This window comes from Klebsiella sp. PCX (assembly GCF_021869705.1).
GTDB classification, from domain to species: Bacteria; Pseudomonadota; Gammaproteobacteria; order Enterobacterales; family Enterobacteriaceae; genus Klebsiella; species Klebsiella quasipneumoniae.
The window spans coordinates 582,557-607,038 of record NZ_CP091527.1; the positions used below are offsets into that span (position 1 = coordinate 582,557).

General features: G+C 60.7%; 21 protein-coding genes, 1 tRNA gene and 1 rRNA gene. 7 read left to right on the top strand and 16 right to left on the bottom strand.

Features of this window, described 5'->3' with window-relative positions:
* Positions 1–267 precede the first annotated feature (267 nt).
* Together xylA and GQR96_RS02675 are read left to right on the top strand one after the other, a co-directional pair.
* Positions 268–1,587, top strand: a complete 1,320-nt coding sequence (gene xylA / locus GQR96_RS02670) for a xylose isomerase (RefSeq protein ID WP_017900971.1) — start codon at positions 268–270, stop codon at positions 1,585–1,587.
* 330 nt (positions 1,588–1,917) lie between these two features.
* Positions 1,918–3,300, top strand: coding sequence for a carbohydrate porin (locus tag GQR96_RS02675; RefSeq protein WP_182948318.1), 1,383 nt, complete (start codon positions 1,918–1,920; stop codon positions 3,298–3,300).
* A 181-nt stretch (positions 3,301–3,481) separates the two neighbouring features.
* On the opposite strand, the gene GQR96_RS02680 is transcribed toward GQR96_RS02675, so the two are convergent.
* From GQR96_RS02680 to GQR96_RS02725, 10 genes are all read right to left on the bottom strand, one after another.
* Positions 3,482–4,441, bottom strand: a complete 960-nt coding sequence (locus tag GQR96_RS02680; protein ID WP_004206730.1) for a YbgA family protein — start codon at positions 4,439–4,441, stop codon at positions 3,482–3,484.
* On the bottom strand, positions 4,438–4,989 hold the full coding sequence (locus GQR96_RS02685) for a DUF3833 domain-containing protein (protein WP_049003924.1): 552 nt from the start codon (positions 4,987–4,989) through the stop codon (positions 4,438–4,440). The genes GQR96_RS02680 and GQR96_RS02685 overlap by 4 nt, the downstream gene beginning before the upstream one ends.
* Positions 4,986–5,510, bottom strand: coding sequence for a hypothetical protein (locus GQR96_RS02690; RefSeq protein WP_049003925.1), 525 nt, complete (start codon positions 5,508–5,510; stop codon positions 4,986–4,988). The genes GQR96_RS02685 and GQR96_RS02690 overlap by 4 nt, the downstream gene beginning before the upstream one ends.
* Positions 5,507–5,992, bottom strand: a complete 486-nt coding sequence (locus GQR96_RS02695; protein WP_065905214.1) for a DUF2878 domain-containing protein — start codon at positions 5,990–5,992, stop codon at positions 5,507–5,509. Before GQR96_RS02695 ends, GQR96_RS02690 begins: the two co-directional genes overlap by 4 nt.
* Positions 5,989–7,209 (bottom strand): SAM-dependent methyltransferase, encoded by a 1,221-nt coding sequence (locus GQR96_RS02700; protein ID WP_048322845.1) that lies wholly within the window; start codon positions 7,207–7,209, stop codon positions 5,989–5,991. Before GQR96_RS02700 ends, GQR96_RS02695 begins: the two co-directional genes overlap by 4 nt.
* Positions 7,206–7,928 (bottom strand): DUF1365 domain-containing protein, encoded by a 723-nt coding sequence (locus GQR96_RS02705; protein ID WP_065905215.1) that lies wholly within the window; start codon positions 7,926–7,928, stop codon positions 7,206–7,208. Before GQR96_RS02705 ends, GQR96_RS02700 begins: the two co-directional genes overlap by 4 nt.
* 1 nt (position 7,929) lies before the next feature.
* Positions 7,930–9,189, bottom strand: coding sequence for an NAD(P)/FAD-dependent oxidoreductase (locus tag GQR96_RS02710; protein WP_065905216.1), 1,260 nt, complete (start codon positions 9,187–9,189; stop codon positions 7,930–7,932).
* Complete coding sequence (locus tag GQR96_RS02715) at positions 9,186–9,905, bottom strand: SDR family NAD(P)-dependent oxidoreductase (protein ID WP_048294100.1); 720 nt, start codon at positions 9,903–9,905, stop codon at positions 9,186–9,188. Before GQR96_RS02715 ends, GQR96_RS02710 begins: the two co-directional genes overlap by 4 nt.
* Positions 9,902–10,336 carry a nuclear transport factor 2 family protein gene (locus GQR96_RS02720; protein WP_032456946.1) on the bottom strand — a complete coding sequence of 145 codons (435 nt, stop codon included), beginning with the start codon at positions 10,334–10,336 and terminating at the stop codon, positions 9,902–9,904. The genes GQR96_RS02715 and GQR96_RS02720 overlap by 4 nt, the downstream gene beginning before the upstream one ends.
* Positions 10,337–10,567: 231 nt before the next feature.
* Positions 10,568–11,296, bottom strand: a complete 729-nt coding sequence (locus GQR96_RS02725) for a MerR family transcriptional regulator (RefSeq protein WP_004206722.1) — start codon at positions 11,294–11,296, stop codon at positions 10,568–10,570.
* 117 nt (positions 11,297–11,413) lie between these two features.
* On the opposite strand from GQR96_RS02725, the gene GQR96_RS02730 reads away from it, so the two are divergent.
* The gene (locus GQR96_RS02730; protein ID WP_002887259.1) at positions 11,414–11,947 is read left to right on the top strand and encodes a lipocalin family protein; all 534 of its coding nucleotides are present in this window, start codon (positions 11,414–11,416) and stop codon (positions 11,945–11,947) included.
* 9 nt (positions 11,948–11,956) lie between these two features.
* Here the strand turns inward: GQR96_RS02730 and GQR96_RS02735 are convergent, their stop codons facing one another.
* From GQR96_RS02735 to GQR96_RS02755, 5 genes are all read right to left on the bottom strand, one after another.
* Entirely contained in the window at positions 11,957–12,304 is a 348-nt protein-coding gene (locus GQR96_RS02735; RefSeq protein ID WP_017900888.1) for a DUF1294 domain-containing protein, read from the bottom strand.
* A 72-nt stretch (positions 12,305–12,376) separates the two neighbouring features.
* Positions 12,377–15,526 (bottom strand): CusA/CzcA family heavy metal efflux RND transporter, encoded by a 3,150-nt coding sequence (locus GQR96_RS02740; protein WP_065905218.1) that lies wholly within the window; start codon positions 15,524–15,526, stop codon positions 12,377–12,379.
* Positions 15,527–15,537: 11 nt separating this feature from the next.
* The gene (locus GQR96_RS02745; RefSeq protein ID WP_062914085.1) at positions 15,538–16,809 is read right to left on the bottom strand and encodes an efflux RND transporter periplasmic adaptor subunit; all 1,272 of its coding nucleotides are present in this window, start codon (positions 16,807–16,809) and stop codon (positions 15,538–15,540) included.
* A gap of 44 nt (positions 16,810–16,853) precedes the next feature.
* The gene (gene cusF, locus GQR96_RS02750) at positions 16,854–17,198 is read right to left on the bottom strand and encodes a cation efflux system protein CusF (protein ID WP_017900885.1); all 345 of its coding nucleotides are present in this window, start codon (positions 17,196–17,198) and stop codon (positions 16,854–16,856) included.
* Positions 17,199–17,215: 17 nt separating this feature from the next.
* Entirely contained in the window at positions 17,216–18,601 is a 1,386-nt protein-coding gene (locus tag GQR96_RS02755) for an efflux transporter outer membrane subunit (protein ID WP_065905220.1), read from the bottom strand.
* A 172-nt stretch (positions 18,602–18,773) separates the two neighbouring features.
* Here GQR96_RS02755 and cusR point away from each other — a divergent pair, with 172 nt between their 5' ends.
* Positions 18,774–19,457, top strand: a complete 684-nt coding sequence (gene cusR, locus GQR96_RS02760; protein WP_065905222.1) for a copper response regulator transcription factor CusR — start codon at positions 18,774–18,776, stop codon at positions 19,455–19,457.
* Entirely contained in the window at positions 19,447–20,886 is a 1,440-nt protein-coding gene (locus tag GQR96_RS02765; RefSeq protein ID WP_065905224.1) for a Cu(+)/Ag(+) sensor histidine kinase, read from the top strand. The genes cusR and GQR96_RS02765 overlap by 11 nt, the downstream gene beginning before the upstream one ends.
* A gap of 57 nt (positions 20,887–20,943) precedes the next feature.
* Here the strand turns inward: GQR96_RS02765 and GQR96_RS02770 are convergent, their stop codons facing one another.
* Positions 20,944–22,065, bottom strand: a complete 1,122-nt coding sequence (locus GQR96_RS02770) for a ribosomal protein uL16 3-hydroxylase (protein WP_004206713.1) — start codon at positions 22,063–22,065, stop codon at positions 20,944–20,946.
* A 591-nt stretch (positions 22,066–22,656) separates the two neighbouring features.
* Between GQR96_RS02770 and GQR96_RS02775 the strand changes: the two genes are divergently transcribed.
* Positions 22,657–24,196, top strand: a 16S ribosomal RNA gene (locus GQR96_RS02775).
* 85 nt (positions 24,197–24,281) lie between these two features.
* Positions 24,282–24,357, top strand: a tRNA-Glu gene (locus GQR96_RS02780).
* Positions 24,358–24,482: the final 125 nt, after the last annotated feature.

Here is a 24,482-nt window from a genome sequence, read left to right on the forward strand (position 1 = left end):
GAATCGTTATCCGCCGCTAATTTTCTGACAGATATGCAATGTGACAAAACCGGCATTTTAATTCGCTATGTTCACCTGAATTCCCCAGGAAGTGTACGCTATACGCGCGCGAAGCGAGATATTTAAAATAGTTTTATTTGCGAGATGGCTCACATTTGAGCATTTTCTCAATCGCTGAGTGAAATAACGTAATTGAGCAACCGACGATGAGAATACACGATGTGTCACAGTTGTTAATTTTCGGCTTCCTCAATTTCGGAGTTCATCATGCAAACTTATTTTGACCAGCTCGAACGCGTTCTTTTTGCCGGACCTAAAACCGATAATCCGCTGGCGTTTCGCCACTATAATCCGGATGAAATCGTGCTGGGAAAACGCATGGCAGATCATCTGCGTTTTGCCGCCTGTTATTGGCATAACTTCTGCTGGAATGGCGCGGATATGTTTGGCGCCGGCTCGTTTGAGCGTCCCTGGCAGGCCGCGGGCGATGCGCTGGAAATGGCCAAACGCAAAGCGGACGTGGCGTTTGAATTTTTCTACAAGCTCAACGTGCCGTATTACTGCTTCCACGATGTCGACGTCTCGCCAGAAGGCGCGTCGCTGAAAGAGTATTTGCATAATTTCGCCGTGATGACCGAAGTGCTGGCAGAGAAACAGCAGCAAACCGGCGTGAAACTGCTCTGGGGCACCGCCAACTGCTTTACCCACCCGCGCTACGGCGCCGGGGCGGCGACCAACCCCGATCCGGAGGTGTTTGCCTGGGCGGCCACGCAGGTGGTGACCGCCATGAACGCCACCCACCAGCTCGGCGGCGAAAACTATGTGCTGTGGGGCGGCCGCGAAGGTTACGAGTCGCTGTTGAATACCGATCTGCGCCAGGAGCGCGAGCAGATTGGCCGCTTCCTGCAGATGGTGGTGGAGCACAAGCATAAGATTGGCTTTGGCGGCACGCTGCTTATCGAGCCGAAACCGCAGGAGCCCACCAAGCATCAATACGATTACGATGTCGCGACGGTGTATGGCTTCCTGAAGCAGTTTGGTCTGGAAAATGAGATCAAGGTGAACATTGAAGCCAACCACGCCACCCTGGCGGGGCACTCTTTCCATCATGAAATCGCCAGCGCCATCGCGCTGGGCATTTTCGGCTCCGTTGATGCCAACCGCGGCGATGCGCAGCTCGGCTGGGATACCGATCAGTTCCCGAACAGCGTGGAAGAAAATACTCTGGTGATGTACGAGATCCTCAAAGCCGGGGGATTCACCACCGGCGGCCTGAACTTTGACGCCAAAGTTCGCCGGCAAAGCACCGACAAATACGACATGTTCTATGGCCATATTGGCGCCATGGACGTGATGGCGCTGTCCCTCAAGCTGGCCGCGCGCATGATTGAGGATGGCAAGCTCGATCGGGCTCTGGCAAAACGCTATGCCGGCTGGCAGGGCGAGCTGGGGCAACAAATTATGGCCGGCCGCATGTCGCTGGATAATATTGCCCGGTACGCTGAGCAGCATAATCTGAATCCGCAGCATCACAGCGGGCGTCAGGAATTACTCGAAAATCTCGTCAATACCTATATCTTTGGTTAAATTTGGCTGATATGCCCCTGCGGGGGCATATATTCCGCCATCTGCCCGCTGCCAGGAAATAGCCTTTATTGGTTCGTGTTATATTTATGCTGTCTGCGCCGTAAGGCCATCTGTTTGACTGTCTATAGCAGAACAATCCGCCGTGCGGATGGTTCTGCTATTGTGCCACCTGTTTAATATTAGTGAAGGAGGAAGAGTCGCGATAACTGTGTAATGCCTCTGTGACCGTACAAAATAAAAAATAACTTGTTCTGATGATAGCGACATATTCTGTCAGCTCAGAATAGGCTGGTTATTGTCTGAATAAAATTAACCTATATTGAGAAACTCATGACAATGATAAAAAAACTTCCATTAACCATGGCGGTTATCGCCGCGTTTTTTCCGCTTACCTCTGTAATGGCGCAAGAATTTACTCAGGAACAGATCGACGCCATCGTCGCCAAAGCCGTTGATAAAGCGCTGGCCGAACGCCAGGCGAAAATCGACGCCGCGGCCGACAAAAAGGTCGACGTGATCACCAACCCGCAGACCACCGCCGCCTCGCCGGATATGGCCATTCCGTTCGGCCTCAAGTTCAGCGGCTACGCCCGCTATGGCGCCCACTTCCAGACCGGCGACCAGAAATATGTCGGCGTCGACGGCTCCTATAACGGCGCCTCGGCGATCGGCCGCCTGGGCAACGAAAGCAACGGCGGCGAATTCCAGATCAGCAAGGCCTTCAAAAGCGCGCAGGGGGCTATCTGGGATCTTAACGTGATGTTCGACCACTGGAGCGACGAGGTTAACCTGAAGAAGGCCTACGTCGGCGTCACCAACGTGCTGGAATCCAACCCCAACGCCTATCTCTGGGCCGGCCGCGACTTCCACCAGCGTCCGCAACAGGGGATCAACGACTACTTCTGGATGAACCATGACGGCCAGGGCGCCGGGGTGAAGAACTTTGATATCGGCGGCGTGCAGTTCGACGTGGCGGCGGTGTCGCAGGTGAAATCCTGTAGCCCGGAAGTGATGGCCGACGAGACCAACCCGTCGCGCATCACCTGCACCGGCAGCTCCGACACCGGCGACAACGGCCACTACGCGCTGACCACCAAAACCCACAACATCAAGGCCGGGCCGATCGACGTCGAGGTGTACGCCAACTACGGCTTTGACTCGAAGGCGGTGGACAGCGACGCGCGCCTCGAAGCCTGGCAGGGCGGCCTGGTGCTGAGCCACACCAACGACAGCGGGGTGAACAAGGTGATCCTGCGCTACTCCGACAACTCGGATAACAGCGTCTACAACAAAACCGACGACCTGACCACGGTCTACGCCAGCTTCGAGGGCAGCCATAAGTTCACTCAGCAGGCGCAGGTGGAATATCTGCTGGCCTTCCACGACTACGACAACGGCAGGGACAACACCGACAACCGCAAGAACTACGGCGCCATCGTGCGGCCGATGTATTTCTGGAACGACGTGCACTCCACCTGGCTGGAAGCGGGCTACCAGCGCGTGGACTACGACCAGGGCGGGAATAACCACGGCTGGAAGCTGACGCTGTCGCAGAACATCGCCATCGGTATGGGGCCGGAGTTCCGCCCGATGCTGCGCTTCTACGTGACCGGCGGCCAGGTGGACAATGAGCATACCGCGAAGGTGAACGGCACCCAGGACCAGCAGCTGGATTCGCTGAACGTCGGCGGGATGTTTGAGGCGTGGTTCTGATGCGATAGCATTGCCGAAGGAGCGTTCCCGGCTGGCGCTACGCTTAGCCGGGCTACAACTGGTGCGCTCCATTTATGCCGGATGGCGGCATACATGCCTTATCCGGCCTGCGTTCCTTCCTGCGGGCTCCCCCCCAGGCCCGCGCAAGCGCAGCGCCGCCGGGCAGCTGGCCCATCCCCCCTCAGTTCACCGTCAGGCGCAGGGCAAGATCCTGCGGATAGGGGTCAAAATAGTTCTGCGCCTGCAGGTAGCGATCCGGATACTCGGCCAGATAGTGCTTAAGCAGCGTCAGCGGCGCGAGGATCGGCAGCAGCCCGGCGCGATAGTTGAGGATCACCTCCCGCAGCTCGCCGCGCTGGCGGCTGTTCAGCTGGTCGCGGAAATAACCCTGAATATGCATCAGCACGTTGGTGTGGTTTTTCCGCGAGGCGGGCCGCTTGAGGATCGCCATCAGCTTCTCACGGTAGACCTCGAAGAAAGCCTCCAGATCCTCCCATTCATGCAGCGAGGCGACGAAGGGGCCGATCTCGCGGTAGCCCGCCTGGTGGTGAGCCAGCAGCTGCAGCTTGTAGCGGCTGTGAAAGGCCAGCAGGCCGTGGCGGGTCAGGCCGCGGGCGCGCAGGGCGTTGAGTTCATGCAGGGCGAAAACGCGCTCGACAAAATTCTCCCGCAGCAGCGGATCGTGCAGCCGGCCATCCTCTTCCACCGGCAGCCACGGGTAGCGCGCCATCAGGGCGCCGGTAAACAGCCCCACGCCTTCCTTACGCCCGCGATTGCCTTTTTCGTCATACAGCCGCACGCGCTCCATCCCGCAGCTCGGCGATTTGGCGCAGACGATAAAGCCCGACAGCTCGCCCAGAGTTGCCAGATGGGCGTTGGCAAAATCGGCCATCTTCTCCGTCACATCCTCGTGCGGGGCGTGGCTGAAGCGCATGCGGATCTCCCCGACCGGAGTCTGCACCAGGCGGAGCGCCGGGCGGGGTACGGGCAGGCCGATCGCCATCTCCGGGCAGACGGGCTTAAACGCCACCCACTGCGCGAGCTCATCCATCACAAAGCCCATACGCTTATGCCCGCCGTCGAATCGCACGGCTGAGCCGGTTAAACATCCGCTGATCCCAATGACAGGTTGCGTGTTCATGGCGCTGTCCTCTCTTCTGCTGTGGTTCGGGTAAAGAAAAGGGTCACGGTGGCGACCGTAATGCCGAATTTCTTCATCTCGGTTTTGTTAAACAAATGGCTGCCGTCCTGCAGGTACATCCAGTCGTCAAACTGCAGTAGCCACCTGCTGCCGCTGGCCTCGACGTTCATGCTGTAGCGCCAGTGAAAGGCATTGCCTGCCGCCTGGCCGCTGGCCACGCCTTCGATATCCCCGGCGGTGCCCTGATAACGGTTATCGCCGGTGCGGCGAATGCGCCATACCCGCTGCTGCTTCTCGCCATCGTCATAGACAAAGCGCTCATGGAGCGTCAGGGTGTCGCCGACGACGTCGCCATCGATCTCAACATGGAAGCGGCGCAGCTGCTTGCCGTTGCGATCCTGCACCATCCCCCACGCCTCGGTTCGGCCCTGAAAATAGTGAAAGATGTCGAGGGCGGGCTGCTGCTGCCGGTATTCGGTGACCTCGGTACTGCAGCCGGCGAGCATCAGCATCAGCAGCGCCAGGCCAAGGGTCAGAATGCGTTTCATGGTGTACCTCCGATCAACTGCTGACGCAGTTCGGGATAAGTGGTGCGTGGATCGAGCCAGATGGCGAGAAAGCGGGTGCTGAACGCCGCCGACTGGCGCGGGCCGAGCGGGGTAAAGGCGGTCTGTGCGGCGCTGGCGCGGTACCAGAACTGCCCCTCGCCGCCGCGGACCACGAACGCCAGCTGGCTGCCCGGCGCGACGTTGGGCCAGAGCCCCTGCAGCATGCGCAGCCAGGCTTCGCTGCGCGGCTCCTGCTGCAGAATACCCTGCGCCTGCCACTGGTCGCGGGTGGCGTCCACCAGCGCCTCGCGATCGATGTCGCGCTGGTAGGTGATGATCAGCGCCCGATCCTGCTGCGGGCCGTCATACCGACCATTGGGCGTGCGCAGCTGTGAGTGATAGACGGTGAACGGCCCCCAGGTGAGGGTCGCCTCGCCGACGCGGCGCCACGCCAGCCAGTCGGCGGCGTGGGCCGCCGGGGCGAGGGCGGTCAGCCATAGTAGTAACAGGGCGAATCTCATTTTTGCCTCCCCATCCCCAGATGGAACAGCAGCATGATCACCAGCCAGCCGCAGGCCATGGCGGCCACGGCAAGCGCCGTCGGCACCAGCAGGGTCATGGCTCCGAGGCGAGCGCCGATCAGGTAGGCCACCGGGCCGCCGAGGGTCGCCGCCGTGGCCAGCACCCAGCCGGGAAGCGTCGCGGTGCGGGTCAGTCGGGTCCAGACGACGGCGAACATCAGCCACAGGGCCACCATCCACAGGGGCAGCAGGCTGTCGCCGGGAAAATCAATCAGCCCCGCCAGCGCCCAGCAGGCGTCCAGCCCGCAGCCCGCCGCGGCCAGCAGCAGGGCGGGCGGACGACTGGCCGCCGGCAACCGCAGCCAGGCGAACAGCGCCAGCGTCAGCCAGATCAGCAGGCCGCGCTCGCGCAACATCACCACCAGCGTCCAGTAAACATCGAACGCGAGGGCCATAAGCAAGTGCTGCGCCGGGCGTGTCATACCCGCTCCGCGGTGAGCTGCACCACGCTGATGGTGCGGGCGTTAAATCCGGCTTCGCAATAGCCGAAGTAGTAGAGCCACATCCGGCGGAAGCGCTCATCAAAACCGAGCTTTTCAATATCCTGCCAGGCGTGGGTAAAACGCTGCCGCCAGTGCGCCAGGGTGCGGGCATAGTCCGGGCCCATGTCGAACAGGTTGCGCACCACAAAATCGGTATGGCGGGTCATCAGCTCGCTCATTGTCGTGATGCTGGGCAAAAAGCCGCCCGGGAAGATGTAGCGCTGGATAAAATCGACGCTTTTGCTGTAGTCGCGATAGCGCTGATCCTGAATGGTGATCGCCTGCAGGGCCATTTTACCGCCCGGGCGCAGTCGCGCCTGACAGGTGCGGAAGAAGGCCGGGAGGTAGCGCTGGCCCACCGCCTCAATCATCTCCACCGACACCAGTTTGTCGTACTCGCCGCGCAGATCGCGGTAGTCGCAGAGCAGCACCTCGACGCGATCCTGCAGCCCGGCGCGGGCCATGCGCTCGGTAGCCCAGCGGTGCTGCTCCCGGGAAAGGGTGGTAGTCGTGACCCGGCAACCGTAATGGCGGGCGGCGTACTCGGCCAGCGCCCCCCAGCCGGTGCCAATCTCCAGCAGATGATCGCCGGGGTTGAGCGCCAGCTGGTCGCACAGACGCGCCATCTTGGCCCGCTGGGCCTGGGTCAGATCCTGCTCGTCGTCGGTAAACAGCGCGCTGGAGTAGAGCAGGTCGTCATCCAGAAAGTGCGCATAAAATTCGTTGCCGAGGTCGTAATGGGCGGCAATGTTCTCCCGCGCCTGGGCGCGGGTGTTGCGTCGAGTCCAGTGGCGCAGGCGGGCGACAGGCTTACCCAGCAGACGAAAGCCGCGCTCCAGACGCCCCAGCACCTCGCCGTTGCGCGCGAGGATCTGCAACAGCGCCGTCAGCTGGTGGCTCTCCCAGTCGCCGTCCATCCAGGCCTCGGCCGCCGCGAGACTGCCGCCGGTTAGCAGACGCCAGTACACCTCCGGCGTGCAGACCCGCGCCTCTGCGCGCAGCGCGGCGGCGGGGTCGCCAAAATGAAAAGTCTGCGCCCCTTCGCGCACGGTGAGCGAGCCTTCGCGGAGGCCGCTCAACAGACGAAAGAGCAGCCAGCGCGCGAGCCGCACGTTGCGCGGCACATCGGGTTCAAGCGCAAAGACGGGATCGGTCATGAGCGTTCACTCCTGCTGACAGGATGGTTGTACAGCGGCACGCGCTTCAGCCACAGCCGCAGCGCCTGCCAGTAGATGGCGAGGACGGTTTTCAGGGTCATCATCGGCAGACGCAGCAGCAGCCCGCGCAGGTTGGCGCGGGTTAACGGCACGCGGCTCAGGGCCAGCGTGGCGTCGAACACCTTGCTGGCCTGATGGTTTTCAATGTGCATGTGCAGCGTTTTGCCCGGCGCGTTGAAGCGCCAGTGATAGACCATGTCCATCGGGTTAAACGGCGAAACGTGAAAGGCTTTCTCCAGCGGGTGCGCCTGCTGGCCGTCCACCGCGTAGTAATGACGCTCATTCCATGGCGTGTTGCGCACTTCGGCCAGCACCCAGCGCAGGGTGTCGGCTTCGTCATAGCAGTAGTAAAAGTTGACCGGATTAAAATGGAAGCCGAAGTAGCGCAGCTGGGTCAGGAGCATCACGCGGCCTGCCGGGCGGCAGCCGGTCAGGCTCTCCAGCCGGTTCAGCACCTGGGCCTTCAGCGGCGCGCCCAGCGGATAATCGGCGTCGTACCAGGCGGCGGCGGCCAGGCGGTTGCGACGGATGCCCGCCTCAGGCAGCCTGTCCAGTTCGTCAAGGTCAAGCCAGGCCATAAACAGGCGGTAGACGAAGTGGTGCGCCTTCGGCTGCAGGCGACGGTGGCGCAGGACGCCCTGATAGAGGCAGCTGTTCATTTCAGTTGTCCTCCGCCGCGGCGATGCCCTGCACCACGTCGAGCGCACTGCGCACCCCGTCCTCATGAAAGCCGTTGTACCAGTAGGCCCCGCAGTACCAGCTCCGCTGCTGGCCGTTAATCTCTTCGCGCCGCAGCTGGGCCGACCAGCTTTGCGGGTTAAACAGCGGATGCTCATAGACGAAGCGCTGCCAGACATAGTGATCGTCCACTGGCGCGTCCGGGTTCAGAGTGACGCAGAACAGGGGGGCGCCCGCAGGCAGCCCCTGGAGAATATTCATGTTGTAGGTGACGCAGGCCCGGGCCAAATCCCCGTCGCTCAGGCGATAGTTCCAGCTGGCCCAGGCGCGCTGGCGCTCCGGCAGCCAGCGCGGATCGCTGTGCAGCACCACCTCGTTGCGCTGCCAGCCGATATCCCCCAGCACCTCACGCTCGGCGTCGGTGGGCGCCGCCAGCATCGCCAGCGCCTGCCCGGAGTGGCAGGCGAAGATCACCTGGTCAAAATGCGCCTCCCCGGACGCCAGCCGCAGGATAACTCCCGCCGGGTGGCGGTCCACCTGCTGCACCGGCGCGTTGAGCCGCAGGTCCAGGCGATCGCCGAGCCTGGCGAGCAGGGCGCGGACGTATTCCCGGGAACCGCCGGGCACCACGTACCATTGCGGACGATCGCGAATATCCAGCAGACCGTGGTTTTCAAAGAAGCGCAAAAACAGCGGTAGCGGGAAGCGGCGCATCTCCTGCAGCGACGACGACCAGATGGCCGCCCCCATCGGCAGGATATAGTGGCGGGCGAAGAAGGGGCTAAAACGGTGGCGGGAGAGGAAGTTCTCCAGCGTCGCGCCCGGATCCAGCGCCTCGGTCAGCGCCAGTTTTGCCAGCCGGTTGAAGCGGACGATCTCGCTCAGCAGCCCCCAGAAGGCCGGCTTCAGCAGATTGCGTCGCTGGGCGAAGAGCGAGGTCAGACTGTGGCCGTTGTACTCCAGGCCGCTGGCCGGGTTGTGGACCGAGAAGCTCATCTGCGTTTTTTGCCCGTCGATCCCCAGCTCGCTGAGCAGGCCCATAAAGCGCGGATAGGTGCGATCGTTGTAGACGATAAATCCGGTATCGATGGCCCAGGTGCCCTGCGGCGTGGTGACATCCACGGTGGCGGTGTGGCCGCCCGGCGTGGCGCCCGCTTCGAACAGCGTCACCTGATGGTGTCCGGCCAGCCGCCAGGCGCAGGTCAGCCCGGCGATGCCGCTGCCGATGATGGCGATGTTCATGAGCGCACCATCCTGCGCAACAGCAGGCGCTGCATACCTGACGGCAGGCTGGCCAGCAGCCGCAGGGCCAGGCTGAAACCGGTGGGGAAGGCGATGTGGTTTTTTCCCTTCGCCAGGCCGTGGCGGATCGCCGCCACCGCCCGATCCACGCTCACCCGGCCGGGCATGGCAAAGTCGTTTTTGCGCGTCAGCGGGGTGTCGACGAAGCCTGGAGAGACCACCGTGACGGCGACTCCTTTCGGCTCCCAGTCAAGACGCAGGCTGTTGGCAAACCAGGTCAGCGCCGCCTTGGAGGCGCCATAGGCTTCCGCGCGCGGGAAGGGCAGCCAGTGCGCCATGGAGCTGACCAGCACCACCCGATCGCCAGCCTCCAGCTGCGTCTGCAGCGCCGCCAGGCAGTTCACCGGCCCAAGGAAGTTGGTGGCCATCACCCGCTCCACGAGGGCGGCATCCACCTGTCCGTGGTCGAGGTATTCGCAGGTGCCGGCGCAGAGAATGATCAGGTCGGCAAAACAGCCCGTCAGCGCCTGGCGACAGGCGTCCTTGTCTGTCATATCGAACAGGCGCGCGCTGATATTGGGGCTGAACTGCTGCAGCGCCGTCAGGCGCGACGCATCGCGCCCGCAGGCGATGACCAGGTGGCCATCCGCCGCGAAGGACTTCGCCAGGCCGGCGCCAATCCCGGAGCTGGCGCCGGTGATAAGCACCGTCATCATGAGCGCACCCTCCGTTTCACGCCGCGTACCGCCCAGCCCAGCAGGGGAAGATGCTCGTAGATCATCTCCCCGGCGTCGTAGAAGTCGCGTTGATGGAGAATCTGCTCCCCGGCGATGTCCACCACCGAGCAGCCCGGCAGGGCCAGCGTTTCTCCGCCGGCAATGCGCGGATGCGACCAGTGCATGGTCCAGGTCACGGCGAACCGCTGACCGTCGCAGAGCGGCGTGTCGATGGTGAACCGGCACTGCTCCACGTTGGCCAGCAGATGGGTAAAGTAGCGCTGGATGGCGAACAGCCCCTGGTGCTGACCAAAAGGATCGCTCAGCGTCGCGTCCGGATGGTACAGCGCGGCCAGCGCCGAGGGCGGCTGCGCATCCAGCCCGGCGTAGTACTCAACGAAACGACGAATCACGGACGGCGAGGTGCTCATGGATCACATCCTGGCTAAACACGGTGGCGTAATGGCATACTTAAAACTTACACAAATAAAATTATTTGTCCAAGTTTGTGGAAAAATATATTTTATTTGTGTTAAAAATCATATGTTTATTATTGGTGTTTTAAAGGGTGAAAATCACGCGTGGCGCAAAGGGCAAGCGTGCGCCCGCCGCGCCACCGGGCGCTGGCGGAACAGAGCGTGGAGGTAAGTGAAAACCGGGGGTTAGAGCGGGATCACCTCGAGGGAGACGACCTGCTGCTGCCAGAGTTCGATCTGCCTCTGACGAGCGGCGGAGAGTTTACCGCTGGTGACCAGCAGCCAGTTGCGCTGGGGAAAAATCTCCGGCGCCAGGGCGGCGGGAGGCACCGGCAGGACGTCGATGCGATGACCTTGGCCGGTACGCTTGAGCGCCTCAAGCCAGATTTCGCAGGCGTCGGTCAGGTGCCAGCCGGTGATCAGAAAGTTATCCCCGGGCGCCTTCTTATCGCCTTCGAGGCAAAACGAGGTGTAGGCGATGATGATGCCGTCGAGGATTTCGCGCAGGGTCATGATGGCCGGCACGTTGGCAGAGACCTGGCTGCGCAGCGGACGCAGCACCTCGGTCACCAGCTCCTGACGCGGATATTCGCGCCCGGCATCGTAGATAAGCTGGCGCAGGGACTCGATTTTTCCCTCTTTCAGCCGCTGCAGCATGGTCTCCTGCAGCGTCAGCCAGTTGTTGGTGCGCCGCGCGCCGGGGCGCGACAGCAGGGGCTTCACCTGGCTAACCGGCACCCCTTTTTTCACCCAGTCGAGGATCTTCAGCGCCTGCTGGACGTCGTCATCGCTGTACAGACGGTGTCCACCATCGGTGCGCAGCGGCTTAAGCAGGCCGTAGCGGCGCTGCCAGGCGCGAAGCGTGGTCGCATTTATCCCGCAAAGTCGGGCAAATTCGCCGATGGAGTAAGGCATGGAGGCCACCTGTTAACAAAGAATATTCTCAATATACTACGAATCACGTCGGCTGGCGTGAAGTGTAGCGGCTTTGCACTACACTTTCCCCCAACCGCGTAAATGAAAGGAGTTCTCATGAAGCTATGGCCTGTTGTCACTGGCGTCGCTATCGCGTTGACCCTCGTGGCCTGCAAATCGCCCACCCCGCCGAAGGGCGTACAGCCGATTAGCGGGTTTGACGCCAGTCGTTATCTCGGAAAATGGTATGAGGTCGCTCGCCTGGAGAATCGCTTCGAGCGAGGCCTGGAGCAGGTGACCGCCACCTACGGCGCCCGCAGCGACGGGGGGATCAGCGTCGTCAATCGCGGTTATGACCCGGTTAAAAAACGCTGGAATGAGAGCGACGGGAAAGCCTATTTCACCGGCGCCCCCACCACCGCGGCGCTGAAGGTGTCGTTCTTCGGGCCATTCTACGGCGGCTATAACGTGATCCGTCTGGACGACGACTACCAGTACGCGCTGGTCAGCGGCCCCAACCGCGACTATCTCTGGATCCTGTCGCGCACCCCCACCATCCCGGCGGCGGTGAAGCAGGATTACCTGAATACCGCGCGCGAGCTGGGCTTTGACGTCGATCGCCTGGTGTGGATCCGCCAGACGCCGCGCTAGCCTCGCCCCTTATCGGCTTAGCAGGTGGGTATAAACCACGTACAGCCCGGCCAGCGCCGCCACGTTCAGCGCCACGCTGATGAAAAACCACGTCCGGAAGGGCTGCTTTTGCGTTTTATGACGAAAGCACTGCTGGCCGAGGATGGCCCCCGGCCAGCCTCCCACCAGGCCCAGCACCAGTAGCGTGGTTTCTGGCACCCGGCGCCAGGCTTTGCGTGCCGCCAGCTTGTCGGCGCCATAAATAAGCCATGTCAGAAGGCTGCTCAGTAAAAACCACATCGCCAGCGGGTAGGGCAGCAGGGCGCTGCCCACGGCGGTGAGCAGCAGCAGGGAATAACATACCAGGTTCAGATTCATAGGGACGTTCACGCCGGCCAGAAGAATGGCGCCACTATAGCCAATTTCCCGGACCGGCGTAAACGCGGTGGGCTAGCGGCCGCGCTTGTCCCGATGCCGGGACAGCCACATCAGCTTATACGCCGCCGGAATAATAAACAGCGACAGCAGCGGGGCGGTGATCATTCCGCCAATCATCGGCGCGGCGATGCGGCTCATCACCTCCGACCCGGCGCCGGTGCCCCACAAAATCGGCAGCAGGCCGGCGATAATCACCGCCACGGTCATCGCCTTCGGCCGCACGCGCAGCACCGCCCCCTGATACAGCGCCTCGTCGAGCTTCTCGACGCTGAAAGTACGCGGGTTCTCCAGCGATGGCTCGGCCTCGATGGCGTGGCGCAGGTACATCAGCATCACCACGCCAAACTCCGCGGCCACCCCGGCCAGGGCGATAAAGCCGGTGCCGGTGGCTACCGACAGATGGAACCCCATCCAGTAGAGGAACCAGATCCCGCCCACAAGGGCGAACGGCACGCTGGCGATGATCAGCAGCGCCTCGCCGACGCGGCGGAACGCCAGGTACAGCAGCACAAAGATAATCATCAGCGTCATCGGCACCATCAGCTTCAGCTTCTGATTGGCGCGCTCCAGCAGCTCGAACTGCCCGGAATACGACACGCTGATGCCCGGCTTCAGCTTCACCGCTTTGCCGATGGCCTGCTGCAGATCGTGCACCACTGACACCATGTCACGGTCGCGGGCGTCGATGTAGATCCAGCTGGTGGGGCGGGCGTTCTCGGTCTTCAGCATCGATGGCCCGCTGACCACCTTCACCTCGGCGACGTCGCTGAGGACGATCTGCTGCTTCAGCGGGGTGAGAATCGGCAGCTGGCGCAGGGTCTGCGGGCTGTCGCGATAGCTCTGCGGGTAGCGGATGTTGATTGGATAGCGCTCGACGCCCTCCACCGTTTCGCCGACCATAGCCCCGCCGATAGCGGACGAGACGAACAGCTGCACGTCGCCGACGGTCATGCCGTAGCGGGCCGCCTTCTCACGCTGGATATCAATGTCGAGGTAGCGCCCGCCCACCAGCCGCTCGGCTAACGCTGACGTGACCCCCGGCACGCTGCGCGCCACCACCTCAATTTGCCCGGCGATGGCGTCGATATCGGCCAGGTTAGTGCCGGAAACCTTAATGCCAATCGGGCTCTTGATGCCGGTGGAGAGCATGTCGATGCGGTTGCGGATCGGCGGCACCCACAGGTTCGCCAGCCCCGGCAGGCGCACGGTCTTGTCCAGTTCGTCGACGATCTTCTCCATGGTCATCCCCGGCCGCCACTGATCCTGCGGCTTGAGCTGAATGGTGGTCTCTACCATCTCCAGCGGCGCGGAGTCGGTAGCGGTGTCTGCCTTACCCGTTTTACCGAACACCCGCGCCACCTCCGGCACCATCATGATCAGCTTGTCGGTCTTCTGCAGCATATCCGCCGCCTGCGAGGCGGAGATCCCCGGCAGCGTTGACGGCATATACAGCAGATCGCCCTCGTTGATCTGCGGCAGAAACTCCCCGCCGACCCGGTTAAGCGGCCAGACAACCGTCAGGATCGACAGGAGCGCGATCAGCAGGGTGGTCTTCGGCCAGTGCAGCACCTTCAGCAGCAGCGGGTGATAAATGCGGATCAAAAAGCGGTTCAGCGGGTTGCTGCTCTCCGCCGGGATCCTGCCGCGGATCCAGAAGCCCATCAGGATCGGGATCACCATGATCGCCAGCAGCGCCGCCCCGGCCATCGACCAGGTTTTGGTGAAGGCCAGCGGGCCGAACAGTTTGCCCTCCTGGCCTTCGAGGGTGAAAATGGGGATAAACGACAGGGTGATGATCAGCAGGCTGATAAACAGCGCCGGGCCAACCTCCACCGAGGCGTCGGTAATGATTTTCCAGCGCCTGTCGTTGCCGAGCTTCTCTCCCGGATGCTGATGCGCCCACTCCTCCAGCCGCTTGTGGGCGTTCTCAATCATCACGATGGCGGCATCGACCATCGCCCCCACCGCAATGGCGATCCCGCCCAGCGACATGATGTTGGCGTTGAGTCCCTGGAAATGCATCATGATAAAGGCGAAGCACAGGCCGAGCGGCAGGGAGATAATCGCCACCAGCGCCGAGCGCACGTGCCACAGGAACAGGGCGCAGACCAGGGCGACGACGATAAACTCTTCCAGCAGTTTGTGGCTGAGGTTGTCGATGGCGCGGTCGATAAGCTGGCTGCGGTCGTAGGTGGTGACGACTTCAACCCCTTCCGGCAGGCTGCTTTGCAGCGACGCCAGTTTTTCTTTGACCGCCGAGATCGCTTCCCGGGCGTTCTTGCCGGAGCGCAGGATCACCACCCCGCCGGCCACTTCGCCTTCGCCGTTCAGTTCGGCGATACCGCGGCGCATCTCCGGGCCGACCTGTACCCGCGCGACGTCGCCGAGATACACCGGCACGCCGTTGTCACCGGTTTTCAGCACAATGTTTTTGAAGTCGTCTAGGGTCTGCAGATAGCCGCTGGCGCGCACCATATATTCGGCTTCCGCCAGTTCGACCGAAGAGCCGCCCGCCTCCTGATTAGAGGCGTCCAGCGCCGATTTCACCTCGCCGAGGCTGATGCCGTACTGGGTCAGCTTCATCGGGTCGACGATAATCTGGTACTCCTTGACCACGCCGCCCACCGACGCCACTTCTGAGACGTTAGGAATGGTTTTCAGCTCGTATTTTAAGAACCAGTCCTGCAGGGAGCGCAGTTCGGCGAGATCGTGCTTGCCGCTGCGGTCGACCAGCGCGTACTCGAAGACCCAGCCGACGCCGGTGGCATCCGGGCCCATTTCGGCGCTCACCCCGGCGGGCAGTTTGCCCTGTACCTGGTTGAGATACTCCAGTACCCGTGAGCGCGCCCAGTAAGGATCGGTGCCGTCTTCAAAAATCACATACACATAAGAGTCGCCAAACTGCGAGAAGCCGCGCACCGTTCTGGCGCCGGGCACCGACAGCATGGTGGTGGTTAGCGGCCAGGTGACCTGGTTTTCGACGATCTGCGGCGCCTGTCCCGGGTAGCTGGTTTTGACAATCACCTGTACGTCGGAGAGATCCGGCAGGGCGTCCACCGGCGTATGGACGATGGTCCAGGTCCCCCAGAGGCTGAGAAACAGCGCGCCCATCATCACCAGGAAGCGGTTGGCCACCGAGCGGCGGATAATCCATTCAATCATGGTTCCTTTCCTCAGTGCGCGTGGGCGGCAGGGGCAACGGCATCCGGGGCCTGCGCGCGCATGCGCTCCAGCGCGCCGGCGATATTGGCTTCCGAGTCGATCAGGAACAGGCCGCTGGCGACCACTTTCTCGCCCTCCTGCAGCCCGCTGCGAATGGCCGTGACGCCATTGGATTCATGGAAGACCTGGACCCGCTTCGGCACGAAGCGGCCCTCGTTATCCACGGTGATTACCCGCTGCTCGCTGCCGCTGTCGATCAGCGCTTTGGAGGGGATCAGCAGCATCGGTTCGCTTTCACTGGTCAGCTGCAGATAGGCGTTCATCCCCGGCTTCAGCGCTTCATCCGGGTTGTTGACCTGCAGGCGCAGCTGCAGGGTGCGGGTGGCGCTATCGACGCTGGGGAGGATCGTCCATTTGCTGATGCGGAAGGTTTTGTCCGGCCAGGCGGGAACCTGAATGGCGAACTGCGAGGCATCTTTGATCAGCCAGGCGATGGACTCGGGGACCGCCACGCTGACCCACACCGGATCCATGCCCTGAATTTTCGCCACCACGTTATCTTTGGCGATGTTCATTCCGGCGCGCAGATCGAAGGCGGTGATCACCCCGTCGATGGGCGCCTTGAGGGTGAAACGGGTCTGGATCTTGCGCGTGGCTTTCAGGCGGCGGATATCGTCGTCCGGCATTCCGGCGAGACGCAGCCGCTCGAGGATCCCCTCGACCTGGGTGGCGGTGCCGCCGGTCTCCTGCAATAGCAGGTATTCGCTCTGCGCTTCCACCCAGTCCGGGATGGTCAGTTCCAGCAGCGGCGTACCTTGTTGCACTTTGTCGCCGACGGTCAGGGGATAGACTTTATTAATAAAGCCCGCCGCCCGCGCCTGCATAATCACGTACTGGTACTCGTTGTAGCTGATGTTGGCCGGGAAGGTCTGGGCGTAGCGCAGCGGCCCGCGGGTGACGGCGGCGGTTTTCACCCCAAGATTCTGGGTCTGCGTCGGGTCGATACGCACCCCCGGCGCCCCGGCGGCGGCACTCTCCTCATCGGCGTATTTCGGCACCAGGTCCATATCCATAAACGGCGATTTACCCGGTTTATCAAAGCGGGTGTTCGGGTACATCGGATCGTACCAGAACAGCACTTTACGTTGCTGCTCGGCCGTCGGGGCGGCTGCGGCAGCGTCGTGGGGCGCCGCAGTCCGGGTATACAGCGCTGCGGTGAGCGCGCCGCCGATCGCCATGCTGCCGAGGATCAGCGCCGTGTTTTTCAGTGTCAGGGATGCCATGTGTTGTCCATTCCGTCGTTGAGAGGCTTGCCGTCGCCGGGCCATTAGTGGGCGCGAATATCCTGCAGCAGCGACAGGTTGCCCTGCTGAACGAAGGTGAAGTCCACGCTGTCGCCGTCCTTCACATTGTTGAGCTGGGTCTGCGGGGTGATGGTGAAGCGCATGGTCATCGGCGGCCAGTTCACCGCCGGGATGGCTTCGTGAGCGATGGTGATTTTTTTGCTATCCATATCAATGGCTTTAATGACCCCTTTGCCGCTGATACTTTGCGTCTGTGCGGCGGCGGGCTGTTCGTGCATCGCCATGCCGGCGTGCGGGTCGGCGGCCTGGACGGCGAACACCGCGCCAGAAATCAGAGTGAACAGGGCGACTTTAGACAGTGAATTCATGATCGGGACTCCTTGGGTTATTCCATCCAGCCGCCGCCGAGGGCGGTGAACAGGGTGATTTCATTTGCCTGACGGGAATAGTTGAGTTCCAGCAGGGTTTGTCGGGTGGTGAAAATATCGCGCTGGGCGCTCAGCACTTCGATGTAGCTGACCGCGCCGTGGCGATAGAGCGCGGTGGCGCGCTGCAGGGTGATATTCAGCGACGCGAGATAGCGCTCCTGTGCGGCAATTTGATCGGCCAGGCTCTGGCGCAGGGCCAGCGCGTCGGCTACCTCTTTAAAGGCGGACTGGATTTTTTGCTCGTAGTTGACCACCTGCTGCTGCTGGCGGATCTCCGCCAGATCGAGGTTGGCCTGATTGCGCCCGGCGTTGAAAATCGGTATGTCGATTTTGGGGATGAAGTTCCACATCGCGCTGCCGGCGTTAAACAGGCTGGCGAGCTCGCTGCTGCTACCGGAGAGCGAGCTGGTCAGGGTGATCGACGGAAAGAAGGCCGCCCGCGCGGCGCCGATGTTGGCGTTGGCCGCCCGCAGGCTGTGTTCGGCCTCTAAAATATCCGGCCGCTGCAGCAGGATCGCTGAGGAGAGCGATGGCGGCAGGGTAACGCCTTGCAGATCGACGGCGCTGCTGGCGCTATCGTCCGGCAGAGGTTGATAGCTGCCGAGCAACAGCTGCAGAGCGTTATTGGCCTGCGCCAGCTGGCCCCGCCGTCTGGCGATATCGGCGCGGGTGCTCTCGATCATCCCCCGCGCCTGCTCCAGCGCCAGCACGGTAGTGCTCCCGGTCAGCAGCTGTTTTTCAACGAACGCGTAAGACTGCTGATAGTTTTGCAGGGTATCGTTGGCCACCTGCAGCTGCGCTGCCGCCAGCCGCTGGTTGAAGTAGCTTTGTGAAACGTTAGCAATCAACAGGATATGCACTGCGCGCCGGGCCTCTTCGCTGGCGAAGAAGTTCTCCCGGTCGGCCTCGCTAAGGTTTTTCAGCCGGCCAAAGAAGTCGAGGTCATAGCTGAGATTCAGGCCGGCAGCGTAATCGCTGCTGGTGGTGGTGTCGCCTTTAAGCTTGCCACCGTAGGTGGTGCTGCCGTCACCGTTCAATTGCGGGTAGCGGTCAGCATCGGTCACCCGATACTGGGCACGGGCTTCCTGCACTTTCAGCGTCGCCATCCGTAGATCGCGGTTGTTGGTCAGCGCGGTGCTAATCAGGCTTTTCACCTGCGGGTCGACGAAAAAGGTTCGCCAGCCGGTCTCCTGATAGCCCGCGGTTGCGGGAACCAGCTTGTTCTGGCTGAGAGAGAACTGCTGCGGTACCGGCGCGGCGGGGCGCTGGTAGTCCGGAGCGAGCGAGACACAGCCGGTTAAGGCGAGTATCACGCTGAGGGTAAGACGCGTTATTGGGCGCATGGCGGCAGACGTTTTCGACGATTTATCCATGGCGGCTACTTTACGTAGCGGCCTCTGTTCAGGACGTGACAGGAAAATGACAAAGCTGTCATTTTCCTGATATTTCATTGCTATCCGGAGGCGCTCCTCTAAAATTGAATACCCGCACAGAACGCGCGTGAAGGAGCCTGCGGTGAAGATTTTGATTGTCGAAGATGAGAAGAAAACCGGGGAGTACCTGACCAAAGGGCTCACCGAGGCTGGCTTCGTCGTCGACCTGGCCGATAACGGCCTTAACGGCTATCACCTGGCGATGACCGGTGACTATGATCTGTTGCTCCTCGACATCATGCTGCCGGACGTGAACGGCTGGGATATCGTGCGCATGCTGCGCGCCGCCGGGAAAGGCATGCCGATCCTGCTGCTTACCGCGTTGGGCACCATTGAGCATCGGGTGAAGGGGCTGGAGCTGGGCGCCGACGACTATCTTGTGAAGCCGTTCGCCTTTGCGGAACTGCTGGCGCGGGTGCGGACGCTGCTGCGCCGCGGAGCGGCGGTTATTGTCGAAAGCCAGTTTCAGGCGGCGGATCTCAGCGTCGATCTGGTCAGCCGTAAGGTGACGCGCGGCGCCACCCGCATCACCCTGACCAGCAAGGAGTTCACTCTGCTGGAGTTCTTCCTGCGCCATCAGGGCGAGGTGCTGCCGCGTTCGCTGATTGCCTCGCAGGTGTGGGATATGAATTTCGACAGCGATACCAACGCGATAGACGTGGCGGTGAAGCGGCTGCGCGCCAAAATCGATAACGACTTCGAGCCGAAGCTGATCCAGACCGTGCGCGGCGTCGGCTATATGCTTGAGGTGCCGGATGGCCGCTAAGCGCCCCTTTTCCCTGGCCACCCGGCTGAGTTTTTTTATTAGCCTCGCCACCATCATCGCCTTCTTTGCCTTCACCTGGATTATGATCCATTCGGTGAAGGCCCACTTTGAAGAGCGCGATGTTCACGATCTCAGGCAGCTCAGCACCACCCTGGAGACGGTCCTCGACCACGCTGACTACCCGCAGGCGCGGCGGCTGGAGATCGTGAAGAATATCATTGCGGGTTACGCCAACGTCTTTATCTGCCTGGACGATGGGCAGGGCAATATTCTGTTCCAGTCGCCCAACGGGCCGGATCTCAGCCATATGCTGAGTACGCCAGGCCTGGCGATGCAGCTGCGCGACGGGAATGTGATTTCATGGACCGACCCGCAGCCGCGGGCAATGGCGCACGATAATCATCAAATGGAGACCCGCGCCTGGCGGCTGATCATGCTGCCGCTGGGCAAGCAGGCGGATGGCAAACCGGCGTACCATCTGCTGATGGCCTTATCCATCGATTTTCACCTGCACTATATTAATGAGCTGAAAGCGAAGCTGATTTCCGCCGCGTCGATAATCAGCCTGCTGATCATCGCCATCGTGCTGTTTGTGGTCTATCAGGGACATAAACCGATCCGCCAGATCAGCCGGCAGATCCAGAATATTACCTCGCGGGATCTCGACGTGCGCCTTGACCCGCAGGCGGTGCCTATCGAACTTGAGCGGCTCGCGCTCTCCTTTAACCACATGCTGGAGCGGATGGAGGATGTCTTTACCCGGCAGTCGAACTTCTCCGCCGATATCGCCCATGAGATCCGCACGCCGATCACCAACCTGGTGACGCAAACCGAAATCGCCTTAAGCCAGAGCCGCAGCCAGCAGGAGCTGGAAGAGGTGCTCTACTCCAATCTCGAAGAGTTCTCGCGTATGTCGCGGATGGTCAGCGATATGCTGTTCCTCGCCCAGGCCGATAACAACCAGCTGATCCCCGAACAGCGGGAACTGGATCTGGCTGAGGAAGTGCATAAGGTGTTTGAGTTTTTCGAGGCGTGGGCGGAAGAGAAGGCGGTGGCGCTGCGCTTTGTCGGAAGCCCCTGCCGGGTGACGGGCGACCCGCTGATGCTGCGGCGGGCGATCAGCAATCTGCTGTCGAACGCGATCCGCTACACCCCGGCTGGCCAGGCGGTGACGATCGCGCTGAGCGAAAGCGCGGAGACGGTCCGCCTGGTGGTGGAGAATCCCGGTACGCCGATTGCCGCCGAACATCTGCCGCGGCTGTTTGACCGTTTCTATCGCGTCGACCCCTCGCGCCAGCGCAAAGGGGAGGGCAGCGGCATCGGCCTGGCGATAGTGAAATCCATCGTCAGCGCCCACCACGGCAGCGTGGCTGCGCAGTCCGATCTGCGCTCGACGCGGTTTATTGTGGTGTTGCCGAAACAGGTGTAATAACGGCTGAAAGCCAGCGGGCAGCGCCAGGCGGCTGCCCGCAGTATCGCGACTCTCTTACTCTTCGAAGTACCAGTAGCCCTGATTAATCAGCCGCGTCAGTTCGCTCACGAACGCCGGATTCTGCAGGCCGCTGCCGAGCTCTTCCTGACCTAATGAGGTATAGCGGCACAGCGCATCCAGCGCTTCGGCATCGGTGGTGTCCAGCTGTTCGCTATGCACGAAGAAGCTGTCGCCGATATGCAGAACGCGCAGGCCGCTCAGGCGGGAGAGCTTTTCGCCGCCCAGCAGCGCATCGACCACTTCCTCTTCTTCATATGCCGGTTCCGCCGGCGCAATATCCAGCTCGTGACGCGGGGTGGTGACGAAACTGCCGAACCACTGTTTGAAGTCTTCCGGCTGGCGAATCATGTCGATCATCATGCCGCGTAGACGTTCGAGTTCATACTCTTCAACCCGGCCAGGATGCTCGCGGCAGGTGAGGTCCGGATCGCTGTAGTGCTCGCCGCCAAGATCGTTCTCCAGCACATAGTCGGCGAAGCTGCTGATCAGGTCGCGGCCGTTGGGCCCGCGGAAGCCGACGGAGTAGTTCAGCGCGGTTTCGTGGGTGATCCCATCGTGCGGGAATCCCGGTGGAATATAGAGGATATCGCCTGGCTGCAGATCTTCATCAATGATCGGCGGGAACGGGTCGACGTGCAGCAGTGCCGGATGCGGGCAGAACTGACGCATCGGCAGCTTATCCCCCACGCGCCAGCGGCGGCTGCCCATGCCCTGAATAATAAAGACGTCATATTGATCGATATGCGGCCCGACGCCGCCGCCGGGGACGGAGAAGGAGATCATCAGATCGTCCAGACGCCAGTCCGGCAGTACGCGGAACGGTCGCACCAGCTCGGCGGCCGGCATATGCCAGTGGTTTACCGCCTGGGCCAGCAGCGACCAGCCGGTCTCGCCCAGGCCGTCGAAATGTTCAAAAGGTCCATTGCTGGCCTGCCATTTACCGTTGGTCAGACTGACCAGCCGGCTGTCGACTTCCGGCTCCATGGCTAATCCGGCCAGCTCGTCCGGGGTAATCGGGTCGACGAAGTCCGGAAACGCGTTTTTTAAAACCACCGGCTGCTTTTGCCAGTATTTCTCTAAAAACTCGGGCCAGTTAATGTTGAGTTGATAAGCCATCGATTATTACCAGTAAGAAGAAACGGGCCTGATTATAGGAAGGGGGGCCGCGCGGGCGCTTTGTCGTGGGTCAAGAGTGGCGCTTAATTCACCATCGGCGCGATAATGGCGTTGGGTAAGAGAGAAAAATCACTTTTTTGCCAAAAAGCGTTCTTCGCGTTAACTACGCTGCAGGCCGCATGAACACTGGGATGGCGGCTTTAATGATAAAAAGAGGAATAAGCGAAAAGTTCAAATAGTGAGCGGTCGATAAGATTTTTCTATTTTAACCCTTGCTACTTCCGTCGAACTCCCTATAATGCGCACCCACTGACACGGCAGATGTGAATCACTTCACACAAACAGCCGGTTCGGTTGAAGAGAAAAATCCTGAAAAACGGGTTGACTCTGAAAGAGGAAAGCGTAATATACGCCACCTCGCGACAGAGCGCTAAAGCGCGTCGCAACTGCTCTTTAACAATTTATCAGACAATCTGTGTGGGCACTCAAAGTGACATGGATTCTTAACGTCCACGGACGAAAAATGAATACCAAGTCTCAAGAGTGAACACGTAATTCATTACGAAGTTTAATTCTTTGAGCATCAAACTTAAATTGAAGAGTTTGATCATGGCTCAGATTGAACGCTGGCGGCAGGCCTAACACATGCAAGTCGAGCGGTAGCACAGAGAGCTTGCTCTCGGGTGACGAGCGGCGGACGGGTGAGTAATGTCTGGGAAACTGCCTGATGGAGGGGGATAACTACTGGAAACGGTAGCTAATACCGCATAATGTCGCAAGACCAAAGTGGGGGACCTTCGGGCCTCATGCCATCAGATGTGCCCAGATGGGATTAGCTAGTAGGTGGGGTAACGGCTCACCTAGGCGACGATCCCTAGCTGGTCTGAGAGGATGACCAGCCACACTGGAACTGAGACACGGTCCAGACTCCTACGGGAGGCAGCAGTGGGGAATATTGCACAATGGGCGCAAGCCTGATGCAGCCATGCCGCGTGTATGAAGAAGGCCTTCGGGTTGTAAAGTACTTTCAGCGGGGAGGAAGGCGATAAGGTTAATAACCTTGTCGATTGACGTTACCCGCAGAAGAAGCACCGGCTAACTCCGTGCCAGCAGCCGCGGTAATACGGAGGGTGCAAGCGTTAATCGGAATTACTGGGCGTAAAGCGCACGCAGGCGGTCTGTCAAGTCGGATGTGAAATCCCCGGGCTCAACCTGGGAACTGCATTCGAAACTGGCAGGCTAGAGTCTTGTAGAGGGGGGTAGAATTCCAGGTGTAGCGGTGAAATGCGTAGAGATCTGGAGGAATACCGGTGGCGAAGGCGGCCCCCTGGACAAAGACTGACGCTCAGGTGCGAAAGCGTGGGGAGCAAACAGGATTAGATACCCTGGTAGTCCACGCCGTAAACGATGTCGATTTGGAGGTTGTGCCCTTGAGGCGTGGCTTCCGGAGCTAACGCGTTAAATCGACCGCCTGGGGAGTACGGCCGCAAGGTTAAAACTCAAATGAATTGACGGGGGCCCGCACAAGCGGTGGAGCATGTGGTTTAATTCGATGCAACGCGAAGAACCTTACCTGGTCTTGACATCCACAGAACTTGCCAGAGATGGCTTGGTGCCTTCGGGAACTGTGAGACAGGTGCTGCATGGCTGTCGTCAGCTCGTGTTGTGAAATGTTGGGTTAAGTCCCGCAACGAGCGCAACCCTTATCCTTTGTTGCCAGCGGTTAGGCCGGGAACTCAAAGGAGACTGCCAGTGATAAACTGGAGGAAGGTGGGGATGACGTCAAGTCATCATGGCCCTTACGACCAGGGCTACACACGTGCTACAATGGCATATACAAAGAGAAGCGACCTCGCGAGAGCAAGCGGACCTCATAAAGTATGTCGTAGTCCGGATTGGAGTCTGCAACTCGACTCCATGAAGTCGGAATCGCTAGTAATCGTAGATCAGAATGCTACGGTGAATACGTTCCCGGGCCTTGTACACACCGCCCGTCACACCATGGGAGTGGGTTGCAAAAGAAGTAGGTAGCTTAACCTTCGGGAGGGCGCTTACCACTTTGTGATTCATGACTGGGGTGAAGTCGTAACAAGGTAACCGTAGGGGAACCTGCGGTTGGATCACCTCCTTACCTTAAAGAAGCGTACTTTGAAGTGCTCACACAGATTGTCTGATAGAAAGTGAAAAGCAAGGCGTCTTGCGAAGCAGACTGATACGTCCCCTTCGTCTAGAGGCCCAGGACACCGCCCTTTCACGGCGGTAACAGGGGTTCGAATCCCCTAGGGGACGCCACTTGCTGGTTTGTGAGTGAAAGTCACCTGCCTTAATATCTCAAAACTCATCTTCGGGTGATGTTTGAGATATTTGCTCTTTAAAAATCTGGATCAAGCTGAAAATTGAAACACTGAACAACGAGA